At 57.4% G+C, this 21114-nt stretch carries 22 protein-coding genes, 1 tRNA gene and 1 pseudogene; 8 read left to right on the plus strand and 16 right to left on the minus strand.

The window, feature by feature from the left end; all coding sequences use genetic code 11:
* Positions 1-40: 40 nt before the first annotated feature.
* The 3 genes and pseudogenes from miaB (at position 41) to hflX (ending at position 3638) form a co-directional block, all read left to right on the plus strand.
* Positions 41-1411, plus strand: a complete 1371-nt coding sequence (miaB, locus tag RX395_RS03710) for a tRNA (N6-isopentenyl adenosine(37)-C2)-methylthiotransferase MiaB (protein ID WP_316365547.1) — start codon at positions 41-43, stop codon at positions 1409-1411.
* On the plus strand, positions 1411-2349 hold the full coding sequence (gene miaA / locus RX395_RS03715; protein WP_316365549.1) for a tRNA (adenosine(37)-N6)-dimethylallyltransferase MiaA: 939 nt from the start codon (positions 1411-1413) through the stop codon (positions 2347-2349). The genes miaB and miaA overlap by 1 nt, the downstream gene beginning before the upstream one ends.
* Positions 2349-3638, plus strand: a pseudogene (gene hflX / locus RX395_RS03720) (GTPase HflX). Before miaA ends, hflX begins: the two are co-directional and overlap by 1 nt.
* Here the strand turns inward: hflX and RX395_RS03725 are convergent.
* A complete protein-coding gene (locus RX395_RS03725) occupies positions 3623-4327 on the minus strand; it encodes a heparan-alpha-glucosaminide N-acetyltransferase (RefSeq protein ID WP_316365550.1) in 705 nt (234 codons plus the stop codon). The pseudogene hflX and the gene RX395_RS03725 sit on opposite strands and share 16 nt — an antisense overlap.
* Positions 4327-4971, minus strand: a complete 645-nt coding sequence (gene lexA, locus RX395_RS03730; protein WP_040359862.1) for a transcriptional repressor LexA — start codon at positions 4969-4971, stop codon at positions 4327-4329. The genes RX395_RS03725 and lexA overlap by 1 nt, the downstream gene beginning before the upstream one ends.
* Positions 4972-5134: 163 nt before the next feature.
* Here lexA and RX395_RS03735 point away from each other — a divergent pair, with 163 nt between their 5' ends.
* From RX395_RS03735 to dut, 3 genes are read left to right on the plus strand one after another with little or no spacing between them, the layout of a single operon-like run.
* A complete protein-coding gene (locus RX395_RS03735) occupies positions 5135-5584 on the plus strand; it encodes a LysM peptidoglycan-binding domain-containing protein (protein ID WP_316365553.1) in 450 nt (149 codons plus the stop codon).
* Between the two features lie 51 nt (positions 5585-5635).
* The gene (nrdR, locus tag RX395_RS03740) at positions 5636-6079 is read left to right on the plus strand and encodes a transcriptional regulator NrdR (protein ID WP_316365555.1); all 444 of its coding nucleotides are present in this window, start codon (positions 5636-5638) and stop codon (positions 6077-6079) included.
* Between the two features lie 4 nt (positions 6080-6083).
* A complete protein-coding gene (gene dut / locus RX395_RS03745) occupies positions 6084-6527 on the plus strand; it encodes a dUTP diphosphatase (RefSeq protein WP_316365557.1) in 444 nt (147 codons plus the stop codon).
* A 464-nt stretch (positions 6528-6991) separates the two neighbouring features.
* Here dut and RX395_RS03750 read toward each other — a convergent pair whose 3' ends face one another.
* Positions 6992-8341 carry an MGDG synthase family glycosyltransferase gene (locus RX395_RS03750; protein WP_316365560.1) on the minus strand — a complete coding sequence of 450 codons (1350 nt, stop codon included), beginning with the start codon at positions 8339-8341 and terminating at the stop codon, positions 6992-6994.
* A gap of 69 nt (positions 8342-8410) precedes the next feature.
* Between RX395_RS03750 and RX395_RS03755 the strand changes: the two genes are divergently transcribed.
* Positions 8411-9349, plus strand: a complete 939-nt coding sequence (locus RX395_RS03755) for an NAD(P)/FAD-dependent oxidoreductase (protein WP_316365562.1) — start codon at positions 8411-8413, stop codon at positions 9347-9349.
* 154 nt (positions 9350-9503) lie between these two features.
* Complete coding sequence (locus tag RX395_RS03760; protein WP_195622239.1) at positions 9504-10115, plus strand: DUF1836 domain-containing protein; 612 nt, start codon at positions 9504-9506, stop codon at positions 10113-10115.
* Between the two features lie 73 nt (positions 10116-10188).
* Here the strand turns inward: RX395_RS03760 and RX395_RS03765 are convergent, their stop codons facing one another.
* From RX395_RS03765 to RX395_RS03825, 13 genes are all read right to left on the minus strand, one after another.
* Positions 10189-11055 carry a DegV family protein gene (locus RX395_RS03765; RefSeq protein WP_316365564.1) on the minus strand — a complete coding sequence of 289 codons (867 nt, stop codon included), beginning with the start codon at positions 11053-11055 and terminating at the stop codon, positions 10189-10191.
* Positions 11056-11220: 165 nt separating this feature from the next.
* A complete protein-coding gene (locus RX395_RS03770) occupies positions 11221-12348 on the minus strand; it encodes a coiled-coil domain-containing protein (RefSeq protein WP_316365566.1) in 1128 nt (375 codons plus the stop codon).
* 32 nt (positions 12349-12380) lie between these two features.
* Positions 12381-12911 (minus strand): adenine phosphoribosyltransferase, encoded by a 531-nt coding sequence (locus RX395_RS03775; protein WP_316365568.1) that lies wholly within the window; start codon positions 12909-12911, stop codon positions 12381-12383.
* Positions 12912-12951: 40 nt separating this feature from the next.
* On the minus strand, positions 12952-13830 hold the full coding sequence (gene ftsR / locus RX395_RS03780) for a transcriptional regulator FtsR (RefSeq protein WP_316365570.1): 879 nt from the start codon (positions 13828-13830) through the stop codon (positions 12952-12954).
* 3 nt (positions 13831-13833) lie between these two features.
* Positions 13834-14268, minus strand: coding sequence for an FHA domain-containing protein (locus RX395_RS03785; protein WP_316365571.1), 435 nt, complete (start codon positions 14266-14268; stop codon positions 13834-13836).
* 66 nt (positions 14269-14334) lie between these two features.
* Entirely contained in the window at positions 14335-15039 is a 705-nt protein-coding gene (locus RX395_RS03790) for a CDP-alcohol phosphatidyltransferase family protein (protein WP_316365573.1), read from the minus strand.
* 294 nt (positions 15040-15333) lie between these two features.
* Positions 15334-15410 (minus strand) — tRNA-Pro (locus RX395_RS03795).
* Positions 15411-15490: 80 nt separating this feature from the next.
* Positions 15491-16702 carry a bifunctional phosphopantothenoylcysteine decarboxylase/phosphopantothenate--cysteine ligase CoaBC gene (gene coaBC / locus RX395_RS03800; protein WP_316365574.1) on the minus strand — a complete coding sequence of 404 codons (1212 nt, stop codon included), beginning with the start codon at positions 16700-16702 and terminating at the stop codon, positions 15491-15493.
* 3 nt (positions 16703-16705) lie between these two features.
* The gene (locus RX395_RS03805; RefSeq protein ID WP_316365576.1) at positions 16706-17425 is read right to left on the minus strand and encodes a zinc ribbon domain-containing protein; all 720 of its coding nucleotides are present in this window, start codon (positions 17423-17425) and stop codon (positions 16706-16708) included.
* The gene (locus tag RX395_RS03810; RefSeq protein ID WP_316365577.1) at positions 17422-18231 is read right to left on the minus strand and encodes a Nif3-like dinuclear metal center hexameric protein; all 810 of its coding nucleotides are present in this window, start codon (positions 18229-18231) and stop codon (positions 17422-17424) included. Before RX395_RS03810 ends, RX395_RS03805 begins: the two co-directional genes overlap by 4 nt.
* The gene (locus RX395_RS03815; protein WP_316365579.1) at positions 18228-19406 is read right to left on the minus strand and encodes a cysteine desulfurase family protein; all 1179 of its coding nucleotides are present in this window, start codon (positions 19404-19406) and stop codon (positions 18228-18230) included. Before RX395_RS03815 ends, RX395_RS03810 begins: the two co-directional genes overlap by 4 nt.
* A gap of 6 nt (positions 19407-19412) precedes the next feature.
* Positions 19413-20084, minus strand: coding sequence for a ribulose-phosphate 3-epimerase (rpe, locus tag RX395_RS03820; protein WP_316365580.1), 672 nt, complete (start codon positions 20082-20084; stop codon positions 19413-19415).
* Positions 20085-20102: 18 nt separating this feature from the next.
* Entirely contained in the window at positions 20103-21110 is a 1008-nt protein-coding gene (locus RX395_RS03825) for an NAD(P)H-dependent glycerol-3-phosphate dehydrogenase (RefSeq protein ID WP_316365582.1), read from the minus strand.
* Positions 21111-21114: the final 4 nt, after the last annotated feature.

The following is a 21114-nucleotide window of genomic DNA, read 5'->3' on the forward strand; positions in this document are numbered from 1 at the left end:
GCCTCGATTCGCCTCCCTTCCATCGTTAGGACTTATGCACATGGACCAGCGTTCCGTACGCGATATTCTTGCCGGTAAAACCTACTTTATCCGCACCTTTGGCTGCCAGATGAATCAGCACGATTCCGAGCGCGTGAGCGGCCTGCTCGATTCGTATGGCTGCCTCATGGCGCTCGATCCCGAGCATGCCGATATCGTTGTCTTCATGACATGCTGTGTGCGTGAGGCCGCCGATACTCGCCTGTACGGTCAGTGTAATTCCTGCAAAAGCCTGCCGTCTTCGCCTTCGGGCAAGCGCGTGGTTGCCGTGGGCGGCTGCATCGCGCAGCGTGATGGCGAGGGGCTGCTCACCAACGTCGATAACGTCAATGTCATCTTTGGCACGCATTCTATCGCACATGTGGCCGAGCTCATTGCCGAGGCGTTCCTTGACGGCAAGCGTCATATCCGCACCAATGAGCATGAGGATACGGATGCTATGAGCATGCCGTGGCATCGCGAGACCCAGTATCACGCTTGGGTGCCCATCATGACGGGCTGCAATAATTTCTGTACCTATTGCATCGTTCCGTACGTGCGCGGTCGCGAAAAGAGCCGCCCCTTCGAGGAGATTGTCGACGAGGTGACCGGTTTGGTGCGCCAGGGCGTGCGTGAGATTACGCTGCTGGGCCAAAACGTTAACTCATATGGTCGCGATCTGTTTGGTAAGCCGCGTTTTGCCGATCTCCTGCGTGCCGTGGGCGATACGGGTGTGGAGCGCATCTTCTTTACGTCTTCGCATCCCAAGGATCTGCTGCCCGAGACCATCGACGCCATGGCCGAAACGCCTGCCGTTATGCCGCAGCTGCATCTGGCCGTTCAGTCGGGTTCGACGCGCATTCTTAAAGAGATGAATCGCCGTTATACACGCGAGGACTATTTGGGCCTGGTCGATCGCATCCGCAATCGCATGCCCGATATCGCGCTCTCGACCGACATTATCGTTGGCTTCCCGGGCGAGACTGAAGAAGACTTTGAGCAGACGCTTTCACTTGCCGAGACGGTCCGCTATGCCCAGGCCTATACCTTCATCTATTCCAAGCGCGCCGGTACCCCGGCCGCAGAGATTGACGATCCTACGCCGCATGAGGTTATTCTCGAGCGTTTCAACCGCCTGGTTAAGGTTATCGAGACTACGGCACACGAGTATAACCAGGGTGAGCTTCATACTGTGGTGCCGGCGCTCATTGAGGGAACGAGTAAAAAGAACGACGCGGTCCTGCTGGGCAAGAGTCCCAAGAATCAGACCGTGCATGCGCCTATCCCCGAGGGTTACAGCATCGATCAGTTTGTTGGCAAGATCGTTGATGTTGACGTTGACGTTGCCAAGACCTGGTATTTGTCCGGCTCCGTTGTGGGCGAGCCGCGCTAATGGTTTCTCCCAGGGCAGGACTTTCCGCCGTTGCGATCGTCGGTCCGACGGCGGTTGGTAAGAGTGATGTTGCCGACCGTTTGGCCGCTCGTCTTTTGTCCGAAGTGCTGTCGTGCGATGCGATGCAAATCTATCGCGGCATGGACATCGGTACCGCAAAGATGGCGCCCGATGAGTGTACGGCGCCGCTGCGTCTCGTCGACATTGTAGAGCCGGGTGTGGCATATTCTGCCGCGCTTTATCAGGCTGACGCTCGCGCGCATGTTGAACGTCTCCTTGGTTCGGGTCGCCTGCCGGTTTTTTGTGGAGGTACGGGGCTGTATCTCAAGGCCGCACTCGATGAGATGGATTTTCCCTCGGGCGAGCTTGTGGACGATCGTCGCGCGGGGTATCAGGAACTTGCCGAGCGCATAGGCGAGGAAGCGCTGCACGCGCTGCTTGCCGAGCGTGACCCCGAGTCCGCTGCGGTCATCCATCCCCATAATGTTCGTCGCGTGATTCGCGCGCTCGAAATGCACGATGATGGTGTGTCCTACGCGCAGCAAAAGTTGCAGTTTAGTGTTCCGCGCGAGCATTATCATGCCCTATGGTTTGGTCTGACGCGTAATCGCGAGGTGCTCTACGAGCGCATTAACCTGCGTGTCGATATGATGTTTGAGCAGGGTCTTGTCAATGAGGTCCGCAGTCTTATGGGGCAGGGGCTGGGAGATGCCCTGACGTCGATGCAGGCAATTGGCTATAAAGAGATCATCGATGCTTTCAATGGCTTGATAAGCATGGATGAGGCTCGCGAACTCATCAAGATGCGTTCGCGTCGCTATGCCAAACGTCAGCTTTCGTGGTTTAAACGCGATGACCGCATCGTGTGGTTCGATATGGACGAGTTTACGATCGATGGGGTCGTTGAGGACATCCTGCATCGTATTGAGGCTGCCTAATGGCCCGTTTCCCCCTTGTTCCCACGGCACCCGAGCCCGAGCGTGCCATATTAGTTGGTGTTGAGTGGCGCGACAATGCATGGCCGCTCGATCGTTCGCTTGACGAGCTTGAGCGCCTGGCCCATACGGCTGGCGCCCAGTGCGTGGCGCGTTTGTCGCAGCGTCTGGTTAAGCCGTATCCAAAATCGTTTATCGGTTCCGGTAAGGTTGAAGAGCTGTGCGGCCTGGTGCATCGCATGGATGCCGATGTCGTAATTTTTGACGACGACCTGACGCCCTCACAGCAATCCTATTTGGAGAAAGCCGTGGGCGAGCCGGTAAAGATTATCGATCGTACGGCACTGATCCTTGATATCTTTGGCCTGCATGCTCAGACGCGTGAGGGACGCCTACAGGTACAGCTGGCGCAGCTTCAATATCTGTTGCCTCGTCTGCGTGGCATGTGGAGCCATCTTGCCAAGGAGCAGACGCGCGGCGGCATCGGTTCGCGCTTTGGCCAGGGTGAAAGCCAGCTCGAGGTTGACCGTCGCCTCATTCGCAATAAGATTGCCGCGCTTCGTCGTGAGCTCAAGCAGGTTGAACAGCGTCGCGATGTCCAGTCCAAGAGCCGCATTGAGTCACCGGCGTTTCGCGTCGCGTTAGCCGGTTATACCAATGCCGGTAAATCGACGTTGCTCAATCGCCTGACCGGCTCTACGGTACTTTCGCAGGACAAGCTGTTTGCTACGCTCGACCCGACGACGCGTTCGTATCGCCTGCCCGGCGGTCGCGGCATGACGATTACCGATACCGTTGGCTTTATTCAAAAGCTACCGCATGGTCTCGTTGATGCCTTTAAGTCCACGCTGTCTGAAGTTCTTGGTGCCGATCTGATCCTTAAAGTTGTGGATGCCTCTGACGAGGACTACGAGCGCCAGCTCGAGGCAGTCGATCGCGTTCTTGACGAGATCGGTGCCGGCGAGCGTTTGACGCTTACGGTGTTCAATAAAATCGATTTTCTCGATAGCGTTGATTGATTGAGTTTCCGTCGTCGCTATCCCGAGGCCGTGCTGTTCTCGGCCCAGACGGGCGAGGGACTTGACGATCTCGTCGACCGTATTGCTCGTGAGGCGGCTGCCACCGATGTGTTGCTCTCCGCTGATATCCCGTATCGCGAGGGCGCCCTCATCACGCTGGTGCATGAACAGGGAACCCTTTTGCACGAGGAATATCTTGAGGGCGGCGTTCGTATTGTTGCGAAGCTGCCGGCTCGTATCGCGCCGCGGCTCAAGCGTTATCGCACCGAGTAGACGAGCTCCAAAAAGCCCAGAATAATGGGCTGATGCAGTAGATAAAAGGGGAGTGCGTGACGTCCAAGGCTGGCGAGCGCCGGGATGGGATTGGCGTAGGCCCAGCTTGGGACGGTCTTATCGATTCCCTGCGCTATGTGTGCGGCGAAGTATCCTGCAAGATACATAAAGAAAAACGGGATGATGGGGTAGTAATCACCTGAAACAAACCCAGGGCTCGGAAATCCCAGCCACGCCAGGTAGGGGACAGGATAGATCGTTTTGGGGATACTCCAGGTGAGGGCGAACAACACAAGGCATAGGGACATGCCCCATCTCGCCGATATCTTCTTAAGGACGGGATCGGTCAACGCCACGATGCCGGTACATGCGGCCATGCAGTAGATGATGCCAAAGTTCACTGAATCGTCGACCGATACGAGCGTTGTTGCAATCCAGACGACCAAAGCTGCGGCAGCGTATTTGGCCGCTCGTTTAGCATTGTTGCGTGAGAGGGTGCACATCCAACCCGCGATAAACAAGAATACCCAGCTGATGCTGGCACGCCAGATGTCTTGAAAGACAGTCTGTGTAAACCAGGGCATATCCCAACCGTACAGGTAAGCGAGATCGTAACAAGCGTGAAAACCTGCCATTGAAATCATCGTAAACCCGCGGACGGTATCAAAGATGGTGATGCGTTTTTGCATTACGAGAACCGGCGCATCAAGCCGACGACTTTGCCCAAGATAACGGGATTCGTTGCATAGATAGGCTCCATGGTGTCATTCTCGGGCTGCAGGCGTACGCGTCCCTGCTCCTTGTAGAACGTCTTGACGGTCGCTGAACCATCAATCATGGCCACGACAATTTCGCCGTTCATGGCACTCTTTTGTTCACGGACGATGATGTAATCGCCATTGAAGATGCCGACATTGATCATTGAGCTCCCATGCACCTCAAGGATAAAGGAACCCTGATCGGTGGCGATTTCGGTCGGGATAGTAAAAGTGTCTTCGATATTCTGTTCGGCCAGAATGGGAATCCCAGCCGCGACGCGACCAACGAGCGGTAGCGAGACCGTTCCGCGAGGTGCGGTGGGCTCGTCAGATTTAGAAATTGAGACAGAGGAACCGTCCTCGTTAAAGAGTTCCAGGGCGCGCGGTTTGGTGGCATCGCGCTTGAGTAGCCCGCGCGCCTCCAGAGCAGATAGATGGGCGTGCACGGTGCTGGGGGAGGAAAGACCCACGGCAGAAGCCATCTCGCGCACGCTGGGCGGATAACCCTTCTCCTGCTGATATTCCTTGATGAAGTCGTAAATTTGCTGCTGACGCTTGGTAATTTTGCGAGCCATCAGGGCATCCTCTCTACCCATGTCAAACAAATGTTCGAATTTTGCTTGACAGGAACAACTGTTCGAAGATAATAATAACCGAACATTCGTTCTCGCGCTAGACATTTTTGTCCGCGCGGCTTGATAAAACTGTTCTCAGCAAAACACGCGAGAGGAGAACATGATGAACGCAACGAATATGGTCCAGGGAAACCTCGCCCTTAAGCTCGAGACGCCTGCCGCGCCCGCTTTTACTGTTGTCAAGGGTGGACGTTCCGGTTATCAGCCTTTGCCCGTAAAGTCTGCTCGCACTCAGTATGCTGTTGCCGCGTCGACTCCCGCTGCCCTGAAGGTCTCGACGATTGTTGCCGTCGCCGTTGCGCTCACGCTCTTTTTTGTCCTCGCTACGTCTGTCTTTAGCGCTCGTCACGCCGCGTATGCCGAGTCCGTTTCCAACGTTACCTACGAGACCATTCGCGTTCAGCCTGGTGATTCTCTTTGGTCGCTTGCCGAGGAATATCCAATCGAAGGCCTTTCCACGCAAGAGACTTCCGACATGATCCGTAACGTCAATCATCTGGAGCATGGTTCGCTCGCCGCCGGTGCGCATCTTAAGGTTCCTGCTCGTTCGTAATCATTATCGCGCTGCGCATGGTACCCTTGTTATCGTTTAAGAGGAGGTACCATGCGCTGTCCCAAATGCGGCAAGGCACATACCCGCGTCGTTGATTCTCGTATGCAGGAGTCAAATAACACCATTAAACGTCGCCGCGAATGTTGCTCGTGTAACTATCGCTTTACAACGTTCGAACGATGCGAAGACCCAATCGAGGTCATTAAGTCCGACGGATCCAAGCAGCGGTTCGATCGCAATAAGCTGCTCGTCGGCTTGGTGCGCGCCACCATCAAGCGTGATATCGACACTAAGAAGCTCAATGAGATTATCGACGATATCGAGGTCGAGCTGCGCTCTCGCACGCTGACGGCCGTCACGTCCCATGAGTTGGGTGATATGGTGCTCAAGCGCTTGGCCAAGATCGACAAGGTGGCGTACATCCGCTTTGCCTCGGTCTACCGCGATTTCAAAGACGTCGATGAGTTTCTGCAAGAGCTCGACAAGCTAAGGTGATTCCATGTCCAACATTACCATCAACATAAAGCGTCTCGATCCCACCGTCGAGCTTCCCAAATACGCCCATCCCACCGATGCCGGCTTGGATCTGCGCTCCAACGAGGACTGCGTCCTGAAGCCCTTCGAACGCCGTCTGGTCTCTACTGGGTTGGCCATCGCCCTGCCCGACGGCTACGCCGGCTTTGTCCAGCCCCGCAGCGGCTTGGCCATCAAGCAGGGCCTGTCTATAGTCAATACGCCGGGCCTCATCGACGCCCACTACCGAGGAGAACTCAAGGTTATCCTCATCAACCTGGATCCCTCCAACAATATCCAAATCAACAAAGGCGACCGCATAGCCCAACTCGTCATCCAAGAAGTCCCCACGGTCAACCTCGTAGAAGTAGAAGAACTAGACGAAACCGACCGGGGCAAAGGAGGCTTCGGCTCTAGCGGCGTCGCTTAGTCTTTTGCTTCGTTGAACGGAGTGCCGTAATGTCCGCTCGCCCCTGGGATGCCCCTATATATCATCCCGTGCTCAAACATTCTCGCTGCGCTGCGAAACTGCGCGCGGGACGATATATAGGGGCCTCCCAGGGGCGAGCTACGTTTACATGCTCGCAATCGGTTATGGCTTCCCATCTGAAGCCTAATGCTGTATCTAGAAGCTGTGTCTAACAAGTAATCCGATCTGACAAAGAGACGGCTCCTTTGTCAGATCGGATTACTTTGATTTCTTGTTTTCGAGTTTCCCTTCGCTGCTTTTAGTAGGCTAACCGATATGGCTGCTAGTGCGTACGTATAGCCGTGGCGCAGGCCGCCCACACATATCGTTCCACGCGCAGTTTCGCAGCGAGCGAAGCGAAGCGAGAATGTTTGAGCATGGAATGATATGTGTGGGCGGCCTGCGCCACGGCGGACAGTCCGGTGCTAGCGGATATGCGCGGGTTTTCCGCCCCAGTAGAAGCGGCAGAAGGCTCGTTTGCGCTTTTGGGGCTTGCCTACTAGCTCCATGGTTGCGATGGCGATGTCTTTGGCAGCGTGAGGGCGGCGCAGTACTTCGCCGTTGATGAGTAGGGCTTTGAGTGATTCGGGATGGTCGTGCAAGTGACGTAGGGTTACGATGAGTTCTCGTGCGGTGGTGACATGCATGCTGGCGCCCATGCCGGTGAGCATCGTGGTGTTGGCCTTTTCTTGACCGTATGATTTGCCCAGCAGGATCATCGGCAGATGTGCGCATAGGCACTCGGTGACCGTGAGTCCGCCCGATTTGAGGATTGCCAGGTCGCAGCCGTGCATGAGGGCCGCCATGTCGTCCACGTAGTCCAGAACCGTGACGTTGTCGAGCTTCATGGCGTCGAAGAGCGTCTTGAGTCGGGCGGCGTATTCCTTATCCTTGCCCGGTAAAAAGACAAAGTGCATGTCCTCAAAGCTGCGTAAGAAGGGGAGCGTGTGGTCCATCGCGGCGCGGAAACGCACGTATGGTTGGGGCAAACTGGCGCCGGCCATCACCAATACGACGGTTTTGTCTATGGGGAGATTGAACTTGCTCAGCTCATCCTCGCGTTTGTAATCGGTATCGAAACCGGCTCGGATGGGGATGCCCGTTATGCGGATCTTTGACTCGGGAACCTTGCGCGGGCGCAGCGTTTCGGCCATAAACTCGTTGGCTACACAGAATAGGTCGGTGTCCTTGTGGGGCCAAAAGCCTTCGACTTCGTAATCGGTCGGCACGCAGATGACCGGGTAATCGATACCCGTGATGACGCGGGCGCCCACAGCGACGTTGGCCGCCGTAATGTGTGTTGCGACCACGGCTATGGGCCTGCGGGTCCGGACGTATTCGTTGAAGGCGGGGAACATAATTCGTGACCATGCTGTGCCGCCGCCCCAGAGCAGATGTCCTGTAAGCGTATATCGCCAGGTCAGGTCGTAAATGGGACGCGTGGCGCCGGTAAACGACGCTGCTGTTTTATTACCATCGAATTTAATACGTCCAAAATCAAGGATATCGAGCACTTCAATTTCAATATCCTCAGGGATTCCCTTGGTGCCGCGGATAAGGTCAAATGCTTGTGCAATCGCGTTGGCGGCGGCTTTGTGGCCCGATCCAACCGATGCGTGCACAATGGTTACCAGGGGTTTTTGTGTAGGTGAAACGGTCATTTGCTCCGGTTGGGGAGTGGCTTGCATGGGCAGGGGAGCGCTATTGCCCGTCTGCGTTTGATCCATCGATAAGTCCCCTTCAGCTTTGTTACGCGATTTAACATTGTAGTGCATGAGTGTCATGTTCACGTAAATTTGGGTATGAGCGCAAAGAACGTCAATGTATCGACGAGAGGATATTCCATGACTACCGATCAGCCGATTGATGTTGCGATTATCGGTGGAGGCCCCGCGGGCTATGCTGCCGCCATTTACGCTGCGCGTGCCAACCTGACGACGACCGTGATTGAGCAGGGCATGTCGGGTGGACAGATCGCCACGACCAATGAAGTCGAGAACTATCCGGGCATTCCGCTCTTGAGCGGCGCCGAACTCGGCGAGCGTTTTCAGCAGCATGCAGAGGGCCTGGGAGCACAGGTCGCATGGAGCATGGTTGCGGGTATCGATTACGATGCCGATGCAGCGCTGTTTACGGTGCATCACGATATGGGCGATACGCTGGCCTCGAGCGTTATCGCTTGCATGGGTGCCACGCCGCGATCTGCTGGTTTCGCTGGCGAGGATACGTATCGCGGTCGTGGCGTTTCGTATTGCGCGACGTGTGACGGCATGTTCTTCCGTGGCAAGCAGGTTTTTGTTATTGGCGGCGGCAATGCTGCCTGTGAGGAAGCCCTGTTCTTGTCAGAAATCGCCAGCAGCGTGACCATCGTCTTGCGTCGCGATCAGTTCCGTGCACCTGATGGTGTTGTTCAGAAAGTACTCGAAAAGGACAATATTACAGTTAGGTACCAAACTAGTATTGTTGAACTTTCTGGTGAAGCGATGCCAACGTCGATCGCCTTTAAGGACAATGCATCCGGGGAAATTCATACCGAGTCATTTGAGCCTGGCTCGTTTGGCATTTTTGTCTTTACCGGCACGCAACCCCATACCGAGCTTGTTGAGCATCTCGTCGATCTGGCGCCTGATGGCGGCATTCTAACTGATGAATCTATGGCGACCCGCACGCCAGGTCTATTTGCCGCTGGCGATATACGTTCCAAGCGTTTACGCCAGGTTGTGACCGCCGTTTCTGATGGAGCCATAGCGGCAACCAGCGCATACGCATTTCTCCGTAGATAAGTACGATAATATATCTTATGTAAGGTTGCTATCTTTAAACAAAGTTGCTGGACGGTGCTTCAATGTGTTGTCCAGCCACTTTTACTTACCGGTTATGTGGTATGCAAAACTAGATTATCTAGAATACAATATAGCTTATGAACGGAGGATCCTTATGAACCACGCCAAACGCGTTATCCCGATGTCCGATACATCGGTCAGCATTAAGCCTGAGGATATTCAGCCCACTGTGCTGCCCGATGCATTTATTCAGTCCGATATCGTGCGCAAACTCAATACGTTGAGTCTGCCGCGCTATGACCAGTTGCCAAATGTGACGCTCTACCGCGACCAGGTCATTGAGTATGTTGCGCTGTGGATGGAGCCGCTGTCCATTTGCGTTGAGCAGCCCATCATTACGCCATCGATGATCAATAACTACGTAAAGGTCGGCCTAGTGCCTGCTCCGGTCAAAAAGCAATATGGCCGCGAGCAGATTGCCCGCCTGATCGCTATCTGCATCTTTAAACAGGTGCTACCTATTGCTGCTGTGCAGGCACTCTTTAACATTCAGCGTTTGAGCTACGATGCCCCGACGGCCTTCGATTATGTGGTCGATCAGCTCGAGGCATCGATTCGTTCGGCGTTTTCCGTCGAGCAGACGCCGGTTCCCGATACGGCGCATCAGGTAACGCGTGAGTCGCTGCTTGTGCGCAGCGCGGTATCGTCCTTCGTTTCGAAGGCGTACCTGATGAGCTATCTCAAGTTCAACGGGTTTAATAGCTAGCCGGCGTATAAAACGGGCGGGACAAAGAGCCATCTGTCGCTTTGTCCCGCCCGTATTTTTGCTTGGTTGGACTTTATTTGCCCGAAGCTACGCCCATGCCGTAGCCGATGATGAGGCCGTGCATCTCGGCGTAATAGGAATCCAGGCCGTTGCAGGGCATGATGATGGTCTTGGAGCCGGGCCAATGCTCGACTATGCGATCAGTAAGCGCCTGTGCTCCAGCTTCGTTCTCAACGTGATCGATGATGACCTCGCCGCCGGCAAAGCCCTCGGCTTCCATGGTATCGATGATCTTGTTGAGCATCTTCTTTTCGCCACGCGTGTGCCCGACGAGTTCGATTTTACCGGCCTCACTCGCCGTGCCCAAAATGCGGATATTGAGCTTGTTGGCAATGACGCCGGCTGCCTTAGGGATACGTCCGGCTTTGGCGAGGTTTTCGTAATTGCACAAACTGAAGAGGATTTTGCTGTTCTGTTCAAGGCTATCGAAGTATGCGCAAGCGTCCTCGAATGCGACATTCGGATTGCTTGCAAGATAGCGGTCGAACAGCAAGAAAATGAGGTCCATTTTGCCGCCAGCTGCGCGTGAATTGACTAGATGAATCTGTCGGTCCGGTTCCTCGGCAAGAACCATATCGCGAGCCGTGACTGCTGCGTTGTAGCTGCCCGACACGCCCTCAGAGATCGGCATACAGATGGTCTTGTCTGCCAATTTGAAGAGCTCGGCCCACTCCCCTACGCTGGGACAAGCGCTCGAAGAAGCGTTCGTCTCCGCCTGAACAGCGCAGTTGAGTTCATGAACATCGAGTGAAAGGTCATCGACGAATTCACGCTCCCCCACTCGAATTTTGAGGGGCGCAAATGCAAAGGTGGTATGGGGCGCGGTCGGTTGCCAATCGCGGAGGTTGCAGCTTGAATCGGAGATAAGTGCCCAGCTCATAGAGGGTCCTTTCTAATGGTTCGTCAACAATTATAGCCTTCTTGCAAACCAAATGGACGGCTATCTAGTTTTGAATACTAGATAGCCGTCTAAGATGAGAGAGAAAAGAGTGGACCTCACGACTTAAAGCCACGAGGTCCACATTCACACGCTGTGTAGGATAACTTAGTAGCGCACGAAGATATAGTTGTTGTTCATGCCGGCGGCAACGGAACTGATGATAACACCCGTGTTGTAGTCGGAAGCATGAATCATCTGACCACCACCGATGTAAATGCCAGTGTGGTACGAGTTGACCACAACGTCACCGGGCTGCGGATCGGACACACGCGTCCAGCCCATAAAGGTACCCGTGGTGCCCAGACGGCAATAGCGACCAGTGAGGCAATAGCTAACAAAACCAGAGCAGTCGAAGCTGTTCGGGCCAATTCCGCCCCAGGAATAAGCGCAACCAAGCTTACTGTATGCACGAGAGACAACAGAACCGCCGTCGACGGACTGGCTCGGGGCAGAAGGCGTCGGAGCCGGAGCAGGTGCGGGGGGCTGCGGCGTCGGAGCAGGTGCCGGCGTAGGAGCCGGAGTGTTGCCGCCCTGGTTGTTGTTATTGCTGGTCTGGCCACCGTTGTTGGTGTTCTCGGTCGTACCGGCAGTCTCGTTGCTCACCGTGGCTTTCTCGGCGGTGCTGGCGTTGATGCCGGCCTGCAGCGCGGCGTTGGCTTCGGCCTCGGCGGCTAGTTCGGCCTGCAGCTGTGAATCCAGAGAGTTTACGACGTTCTGGGCTTCAGCCTGCTGGGCGTTAAGCTCGTCGACCTTCTTTTGCGTGGCGGCGACGTTCTTTTCCTGCTCGGACTGCTTATCGGTGAGCTGCTGCTTAAGTTCCTTGACCTCTTGAATGGTCTGAGCCTGCTTATCGGAAACTTTGCCGTAGTAGAACAGACGGTTGAGCATATCGCTCAGGTCATCGACACCCGTCAGAACCTGAAGCAGGCTCAGACCGCCGGTTTTGTACTCGCCGGCGACATAGGTCGAGAGCTTGGCCTGACCATCGGCGATCTCCTGCTGCTTTTGCGTGATCTCGCCGGCAGTCTGATCGAGCGCCTGCGTCTGCGTGGCGAGCTCATCGTAAATCTGCTGGGTTTGGGTACCGATCTGCTCGAGCTTCGTACGAGCAGCGGCAAGGTCGGATGCGGTATCGGCGTAGGCAGGAGCCGCGAGGCCCAAGCCCAAAACACAAGCGAGGGTTGCCGTAGCAGCGCAGCGTGCCATGTTTTTGTGCGTGTTTGCTGTGCGCATGTAGCTTCCTTTCCAGTAACTAAGGGTAACGGCTAGTCCACCGTCACCAGGCTAAAGAGCTCCACATCGTCATCAGACGGCGTGAGCTTCTCGCGCGGGTTGAGAAACGCAAGCTCAAGTATACAACCGTAACCGACAAGCTTTGCGCCCATATCTCGCACCAGTTTACCTGTTGCCTCGACGGTTCCGCCCGTCGCGACCAAGTCGTCCAGAATCAACACGGTATCTTTAGAGCTGATAGCGTCGGCATGGATCTCAATTGAATCGGTGCCGTACTCGAGCTCGTAGCTCTGGCTTACGGTCTCGCGCGGCAGCTTGTCCGGTTTACGTGCGGGAACAAAGCCAGCGCCAAGGGCTACAGCCACCGGTACGCCAACCATAAAGCCGCGAGCCTCGGGACCCACGACCTTGGTGATTCCCATGCCGGCAAAGTGCTCGGCGAGGGCATCGGTCATGGCTTTGAGCGCCTCGGGATTGCCAAAGAGCGGCGTGATGTCTTTAAAGATGACTCCGGGCTCGGGATAGTCGGGGATGTCGACGATTTGAGATTCGAAGTCGTACATTGCATGACCTTTCAATGGGTTGCCGAAATTTCAGCAGCGGTTATATGCCCGCGGTGGCGGTGCCGGATTGCGAAGGGACGACGACCTTGAGCGGCTTTACGAGAGAATCCTCGTGCGAAGCAGGCGCGGCTGTCTCTTCGTTTTTGGCCTTGGTGGACTCGGAGCGAGTGATTTCCTCATCGAGTGCATCGATGTCGGCGTCCTCGACCACGGCGTTGAGCGACTCAAAAACGCGGTTCTTGAGCAGCGCAGTGTGCACACCTTCCGTCAGGTCGTGAAGCTTCTTAAACGCACGCTCGAGCTTGGCGTCGCGCTCGTCATCGGAGGTATCCATTCCGAGCATGCTCACGAGCACCTGCTCAAACATCGAGGACTCGCGGTTGGCGGAAGACACGTACTGACGCAGGTTGCGCGGCTCGATATGGAAGCGTGACAGCTCGGAGCAGTAGCGGATGATCGGAAAATCGCGGCCATCGACGAGCTCACGATTCTGTGGGCTCTTGATGATGCGAATGAGATCGTTCTCGGCGAGCGAGCGGATAAACGAAATCTCGACGCCCAGCATATCGGGAATGGTCTCGATGGGATGTAGCTTTTGCTTAGTCTCCTTGGGCTCCGTCTTGAGCGGAACATCGGACAGCAAGCCCACCTCGTAGGCGAGCGTTGACAGGTCCGTGGCGTTTTCCAAGCGTTGCTTAATCACGTTGAGCGGCATGTAGCGAGTCTTCTGCAAGTGCAGAATGACCTCCAGGCGATCAACGTCCTCCTTGGAGTACTGACGGTACCCCTTTGGCGTACGATGAGGGGTAATGAGCCCCTCATCCTCTAGAAATCTAATTTTTGAGTTCGAAAGATCGGGGTATGCGCCTCGAAGTAGGTTGACGACTTGGCCGATACTCAGATAGTTGCGTTCGGCCATGCCCTACTCACCGGTTTCGATGCGCTCCGGCGTGCTCTCGTGGTAGATGAGCGTAAACGTACCGATCTGGACGGAAGAACCGTCGTGCAGCGGGGCCGCATTGACGATGGCACCGTCGACCCAGGTGCCATTGAGCGAGCCCAAGTCCTCGATGCGAGCGCCGAGGCCCTCGCGGATAATGCGCGCGTGGCTGCGCGAAACGGTCATGTCATTGAGGAAGATGCCGTTTGCAGGATCGCGGCCGATGGTGGTCACGTCGTCCTCGAGCTCAAAGGCGGCACCAGTCTGCGGACCCTTGACGATGGACAGAACGGGGGCGGTGATGCGCACGTTGGCCATGAGGTCGGGAACGGTGACGTCGCTTGAAGGCACGCGGAATACGCAGGTAGCGTCAGCAGTCTTATCATTCTGAGGCATATTGTTAACTATGTTGTCCATGACAACCCCTAACTTATCGCGGACGTGCCGCAAATAATGAACCGTACGTAATCATACCCCAACGAATCAGTCTTCGATTTCAGGGTTCAGAAAGTCGATGTCCTCGTCCTCGGGATGCGTGAGAGCTTGTTTAATGGCCGCTCCGCCCTTAATGGAGTAGATGACAGCCGTGAGCATGGAGAAGATCACACCGCCGTACACAAAGAAGATGCCGAGGGGCACCGAGCTTCCGTTGAGGCCCGGGAAGGCCGTAAGGGATGAAGGTAAAAGATGCAGGCCGTCAATAACGGGGAAACCGAGCAGCATGAGCGAGAAGCCGGTCATGAGCAGCGCTGTGGCAATCTTTCCGGGAAAGACGACATCGATGGGGCGACGGTGATAATGACGCACGATAAGCGTGCCGATGCCCAGATAGATGTCGCGGCCAATAATGAGCACGCAGACCCAGATGGGCAGCTCTCCGCGGACCACCAGTCCCAGCACGCCGGTGAACAGCAGCGCACGGTCGCAAATGGGATCCATGACCTTGCCGAGCCACGAGACCGTCTTAGTCATGCGGGCGATCTGACCGTCCATCCAGTCGGTGGAGGCGGCAACGGCGTAGATAACGATGGCGATGACGCGGTTGTTATCCGTCACAAACAGGTATAGAAATACCAGGGTGAGGATCAGGCGCGTAAAGGTGATGAAATTGGAGATCGTAAAGATCTTATTCGACGGGTAATCGGAAGTGCCGATAAGCTCCTTTTTGATCTTCTTTTTGATGCCCACAGGACTCCCCCGCTGGTTAACGACAAAACTTTCGATACTATACCCGTTCCGGCGATGTCTATCCAGCGTAAGCATAGAGAGTCCAGACATGTGGAAGGTGCTTTTAGGCGACGGGGATTTCGCATTCGTGTACATCCGCCTCCAAACATGTCGAAAAATGTCGATTTTGGTGGCTGATGTACACGTTTTGATTCGGTGATTACATCGATCGGGAACGTTGTTGCTTTAAGCAAATTAATCATGATGACTGAAAACAAAAAAGGTCAGGCACTAGGTGCCTGACCTGCAAACTTCTGGTCGGGACGACTGGATTCGAACCAGCGACCCCTTGACCCCCAGTCAAGTGCGCTACCAAGCTGCGCCACGTCCCGAAACTTTTGTTTGTTGCTCTGCTCTCGCTCGCAACAGGGAGTATATTAACTCGAAACTTTGTCCTTGTGCAAGAACTTTTTTACAAATTTTGAAGCAAGTTCAAAATTGTATCTGCGAGCTGGGGTTTTGTTAGCACGGGAAGTTCTTGCGTACCCGTTGTGCTCACAATCCAGGCCTTGTTGGTATCGGTTCCAAAGCCCGAATCGGCGCGCGAGACATCGTTGGCGATAATGGCATCGCAACCCTTGCGCGCGAGCTTGCGCTGTGCGTACTCCACGACGTTATCGGTTTCGGCCGCAAAGCCGATCACGCTCCGATTTCCCTTTTGGCGCGAGAGCTCGGCCAAGATATCGACCGTCTCGACCAGTTCGATTCGATTCAAGCGTTCGTTGGACTTTTTGAGCTTATGGTCCGCAGGGGTGGCGGGGGTATAGTCGGCGACGGCGGCCGCACAAATTGCCGCATCGGCCGTCTGGAAGGCGCTCAGGGCCGCCTGGAGCATCTCTGCGGCGGTTTGCACGCGCACGCACTCCACGCCGCGGGGAACATCGAGCGATGTCGGGCCCAGCACGAGCGTGACCGCAGCACCGCGGCGAGCAGCCTCCCCCGCCAGGGCGATGCCCATCTTGCCCGACGACCGGTTACCGATGAATCGCACGGGGTCAATCGGCTCGTGCGTGGGGCCGGCGGTAATCACGATGCGCTTGCCCGCCAAGTCTTGCGGCACAGGATTGAGCACCTCGCAGATGGCTTCGACGATATCCTCGGGCTCGCTCATGCGTCCCGTGTCCACGTCGCCGCAGGCAAGGTAGCCGCTGCCCGGACCCACCACATGGACACCGCGCTCGCGAAGCGTGGCCATGTTGGCCTGCGTCGCCGGCGCCTTCCACATGCCGTTGTTCATAGCGGGTGCGATCACGATGGGTCGCGGCGTCGCAAGCAGCGTGGTGGAGATGAGGTCATCGGCGACGCCGTTGGCCATCTTGGCGATGATATTGGCCGTCGCGGGCGCCACGACCACCAGATCGGGCTCCTGCGCCAGCGAAATGTGGTGGATGGGGTCGGAGGGATCGTCGAATAGGCCCACCGCGACCGGCTCATTGGTGAGTGCGCGGAAGGTAAGCGGCCCCACAAACTCGGTGGCATGCTCGCTCATAACGACCTTGACGTGCGCGCCGCGCTTTTGCAGCAGGCGCACGATATTGCACGACTTATAGGCGGCGATCCCGCCGGTAATGCCCAGCAGGATCGTTTTTCCCTCAAGTTGCATTGAATTGTTGGGTGCCGCCATCGTTTAAGCTTCCTTGCTCGGGAGCACCAGGAGGCGGTGGCAGTACGGGCAGTGCGTAATCTCGCTACCGTCGTGGTTCAGGTCGCTCATGGACGATGCCTGCAGCGCGGTGTGGCAGACCGTGGGGATGTTGCCCTGGATGGTCTCGACGGCCAGGCCGCGGAACTGCTTGAGCAGACGCTCGTAGTCGGTGAGAACGTCGGCCGGCAGCGTGGCAGCAAGCGCGGTGCGCTCCTTAGCGGCGGCGTCAATCTGAGCCTGCAGGTCGGCAGCCTTGGCGCGGGCGGCCTTGGTATCGGCCTTCACGCCCTCCTCGAACTTGGCGATGATTGCCTGCGCGCGGGCCTCGCGGTCGAGCGCCTCCTTATGGGCGACAACGACGTCCTTGCGGGTGTGCTCAATCTTGTCCAGACGTTTGGCCAGGGTGGCGAGCTCATTTTCCAGGTCCTGAACCTCGCGGTAGTCGGAGCCGTCGACGTGGCGCTTCTTGGCAGCCTCGATGGCGTTGTTGGTCTGAATCTCGGTTGTATTGAGATCGTCGAGCTCAATGTCCAGATCCTTGCGCTGGGCGTAGAGCTTGGTCATCTCGGACTTGAGCTTCACATAGGTCTTGCGCTTGGAAGCGAGCTCCTTGAGCTCCGGCATATTGGCAAGTTCGCTCTTGTTGCGGGCGAGCTCCAAATCGATCTGTTGCAGCTTGAGTAGCGTAGCGCCGGCGCTCATAAGTTCTCTCCTTTTGTCACAGTCCACCATTGGCAAGGGTTCAGTATTTTAATCGCATGACGGGGGTCGACCCCGGCGTCAACTGCAGAGTTCATCAATATATCAACGAACGGCTCCTCGGAGCGGTCGTGGCCGAGCAAGATCACCGGTAGCCCACGCAAGGCAAGGTCTTGCGCCACGTGGTAGCCCGCCTCGCCCGTCACGACAACATCTGCGCCCGTGGCGATGGCGAGCTCTCCAAAGTCGCCCAGGGAGCCGCCCAAAATAGCGACGGTTCGGCATGCGTGCTCGGCTTCGCCCCACACACGCGGGTCGCTGCCAAATGCCGTGGCGGCACGGGCGGCGAGATCGCGCAGGCTACAGGGGTTGTTGAGGGTCGCGAGTGCACCCAGGCCGGTGGACTCGGGGTCGTCCACGTGCTCCAGTGAGCTCACGGGTGCGGCACCCAGCAGCTCGCTCAGGCAGACGCGGGCTTCGTGCGAGCGGTCCAGGTTGGTGTGGAGCGATATGATGCTCACGCCGCAACGCGCTGCCTCGTAGAGTGCCGCGCTGCACTGGGGGCGTGCGGCATCAGCTGGGCAAAAGGCCTCAGGAGCCTTGATATAGATAGGGTGATGCGTCAGCAGAACGTTGGCACCGGCCTCGAGAGCGCGGTGTACGTTGGTCTCGGTTGCATCGAGCGCACAGGTCACGCCGGTGATCTCGGCGGCAGGGTCGCCCACGGATAAGCCTACGTGGTCCCAGGGCTCGGTGTCCGTCTTTGGATAGCGTGCCAGCAGAGCGCGCTCGAGCTCGGCGACGATCATGCGGCACCCACGATCGACAGCAGCGCTTGGGCAAAGTCGTCCAGATCGGCTGGGTTCACGCGGTCATCGAACGAGATGCGAAGAGCGCCGAGAGCTTGCTCGCGACCGATGCCCATCGCGCTCAAAACATGGCTCGGGTCCATGCTGCCGCTCGAGCACGCCGAGCCTGCCGATACCTCAAAGCCGGCGGCGTCGAGCTTGACGATGAGCTCCTCGGAGTCCATGCCGTCGACGTAGATCGAAACCATACCCGGCAGACGGTCGACCTGCTCGTAGTCGCCCATGGTGGCGTGAATGCGCGGATGGGCCGTAAGCATGGCGTAGAGCTTGTTGGAAAGGGTTTGCAGCTTCTCGCGCTCCTGAGCCACATGGGGAGCCAGCGTGCGGGCGGCAGCGGCAAAGGCCAGCTGCGTGCGCAGGTCCTGCGTGCCGGCGCGACGTCCGCCTTCCTGTCCGCCGCCAAAGATGCGGGGGCGCAGCGGCGTGCGGGTCTTAACGTAGAGCGCGCCGGATGCCACAGGACCGCCAATTTTGTGGGCCGCGACGGACATAGCATCGACGCCCAGCTCGGTGACATCGAGTGGAATGTGCAGATAGCCCTGGATAGCATCGGTGTGGAACACTGCGCCCACGGTATGAGCGGCCGAGGCAAGCTCGCGGATGGGCTGTACCACGCCGGTCTCGTTGTTGGCAACCATGATGCTCACGAGCGCCACGTCGTCGCCTAGTAGCTCGACAAGCGTGGCAGGCTCAATGTAGCCCATGCGGCAGGGCTGCACCAGGTCGACGCTAAAGCCTGCGGCACGCAGCAGCGGCAGGTTGTCCAGAATCGAATCGTGCTCGATGGCAGATACGATCACGCGGTTACGCTTACGGTCGCGCTGACGTGCACCCTCGGCAAGACCGAGTAGCGCCAGCTGGTTGGCTTCGGTGCCGCCGTTGGTCAGAACAATCTCAGACGGGCGAACGCGCGCGCCAAAGCTGCGGGCGATCTCGCGACGTGCAACCTCCAGACGCGCGGCAGCCTTGCGGCCGAGCGAGTGCAGCGAGTTGGGGTTGACGCCGGCAAGCTCGCTGTCGTCGTACTCGCGCTGCGCAAGGAGCGCCTCGGCGCGCATGGGCGTCGAGGCGGCATAGTCAAGATTCACGGGTATGCGGTTTTGACCTGCGGTCATAAGGGTTTATGCCTCCTGTGCGGCCTCGTTGCCCAGCTTCTGCAGCAGCGCAACCTCGGCAGCGGGATCTTCGGACTTAAATACGGCGGAGCCGGCCACCAGAACATCGGCACCGGCCTTGACGACCTCGGCGATGTTTTTGGAAGAGATGCCGCCGTCGACCTCGATGAGGGGCGAAACGCCGTGGCGCTCACACATGGCCTTGAGCTCGTGCAGTTTGGCGATGGTGCCGGGGATAAAGCTCTGGCCGCCAAAGCCGGGGTTCACGCTCATGAGCAGCACCATGTCAACAATGTCGATGATGCTATCGAGCACGCAGACGGGCGTGGCGGGGTTGAGCACCACACCGGCCTTGACGCCGCGCTGCTGCAGATGCGTGAGCGTGCGGTGCAGGTGCGTGGAAGCCTCGTAGTGCACGGTGATCATGTCGGCACCGGCGTCGGCGTACCAATCAACGGTCTCGTCGGGGTTCGACACCATCAGGTGCGCGTCGACCGGTACATCGGTGGAGCGCTTGACGGCCTTGAGGATGTCGACGCCAAAGGTGAGGTTGCCGGTAAAGTGACCGTCCATAACGTCGAAGTGCACGTAGTCGGCACCGGCGATCTTGTCGAGCTCGCCCTTGAGGTTGGCCATGTCGGCCGAAAGGACAGACGGAGCGATTTTGATGGAACCCATGGTAGTAGCCTTTCTGCGCTAGTCGTTGAGTCCGTAGAACTCTTGAGAGGGGACGCGGTCGGTAAGGATCTCGAGCGCCCTATCCAAAGTAACACCGTTGTAGAGCGTTTGCTCCACGGCAAAGGTGAGCGGAATGTCTACGCCCAGTGAACGGGCGAGCTCGCTCACGCTGCGGGCGGCAACGGCACCCTCCACTACCATATGCGTGCGCGTCTGATACTCGTCGAGCGACACGCCGTGGGCAAACTCGTAGCCAAAGGTGCGGTTGCGCGAATGCTCGGAGGTGCAGGTGGCAATGAGGTCACCCATGCCGGCAAGCCCCATGCAGGTCATGGCCTGACCGCCGCGGGCGTGCACCAGGCGGCTGATCTCTGCCAAGCCGCGCGTCATGATGAGGGCAAGCGTGTTGTCGCCCGCGCCTGAGCCGGCGGAGATGCCACACACGATGGCGATAACGTTTTTCATGGCGCCGCAAACCTCGACGCCGGTCATATCCTGCGACAGGTAGATACGGAAGGCCGTGGACAGCAGCAGCTTCTTAAAGGTCTCCCCTACCTGCGTATCTTCGCTGGCGATGACGGCGGCAGACAGCCCGCCGCGACAAATCTCCTCGGCATGGTTGGGGCCCGAGAGGGCCGCCACACGCCACTCGTTGCCGATCTCGCTGGCAATGACCTCGCTCATGAGCAGGCCGGACTCGGGTTCGATGCCCTTGGTGAGACACAGGACCGGAGTTTCCGCATCGATAAACGGCGCTGCCTGATGGCACACGTCGCGCAGGTGCGTCGAAGGAACGGCAAAGATGATCGCATCGGCACCGTCGAGCGCCTGGGCGAGCTTGGTCGTTGCTACCACGTTGTCCGCCAGCTCGTATTCCACCAGATAGCGCGGGTTGCGGTGCTCGCCGTTAATGCCGGCGGCCGTCTGCTCGCTGTGGGCCCACATGGTCACGCGCTCGGCTCGCGCGGCGGCAAGGCCGGCGACAGCGGTTCCCCAGGAGCCAGAGCCAATCAGCGCAACATTCATGACT

Source organism: Collinsella aerofaciens, from assembly GCF_032584215.1.
Lineage (GTDB): Bacteria > Actinomycetota > Coriobacteriia > Coriobacteriales > Coriobacteriaceae > Collinsella.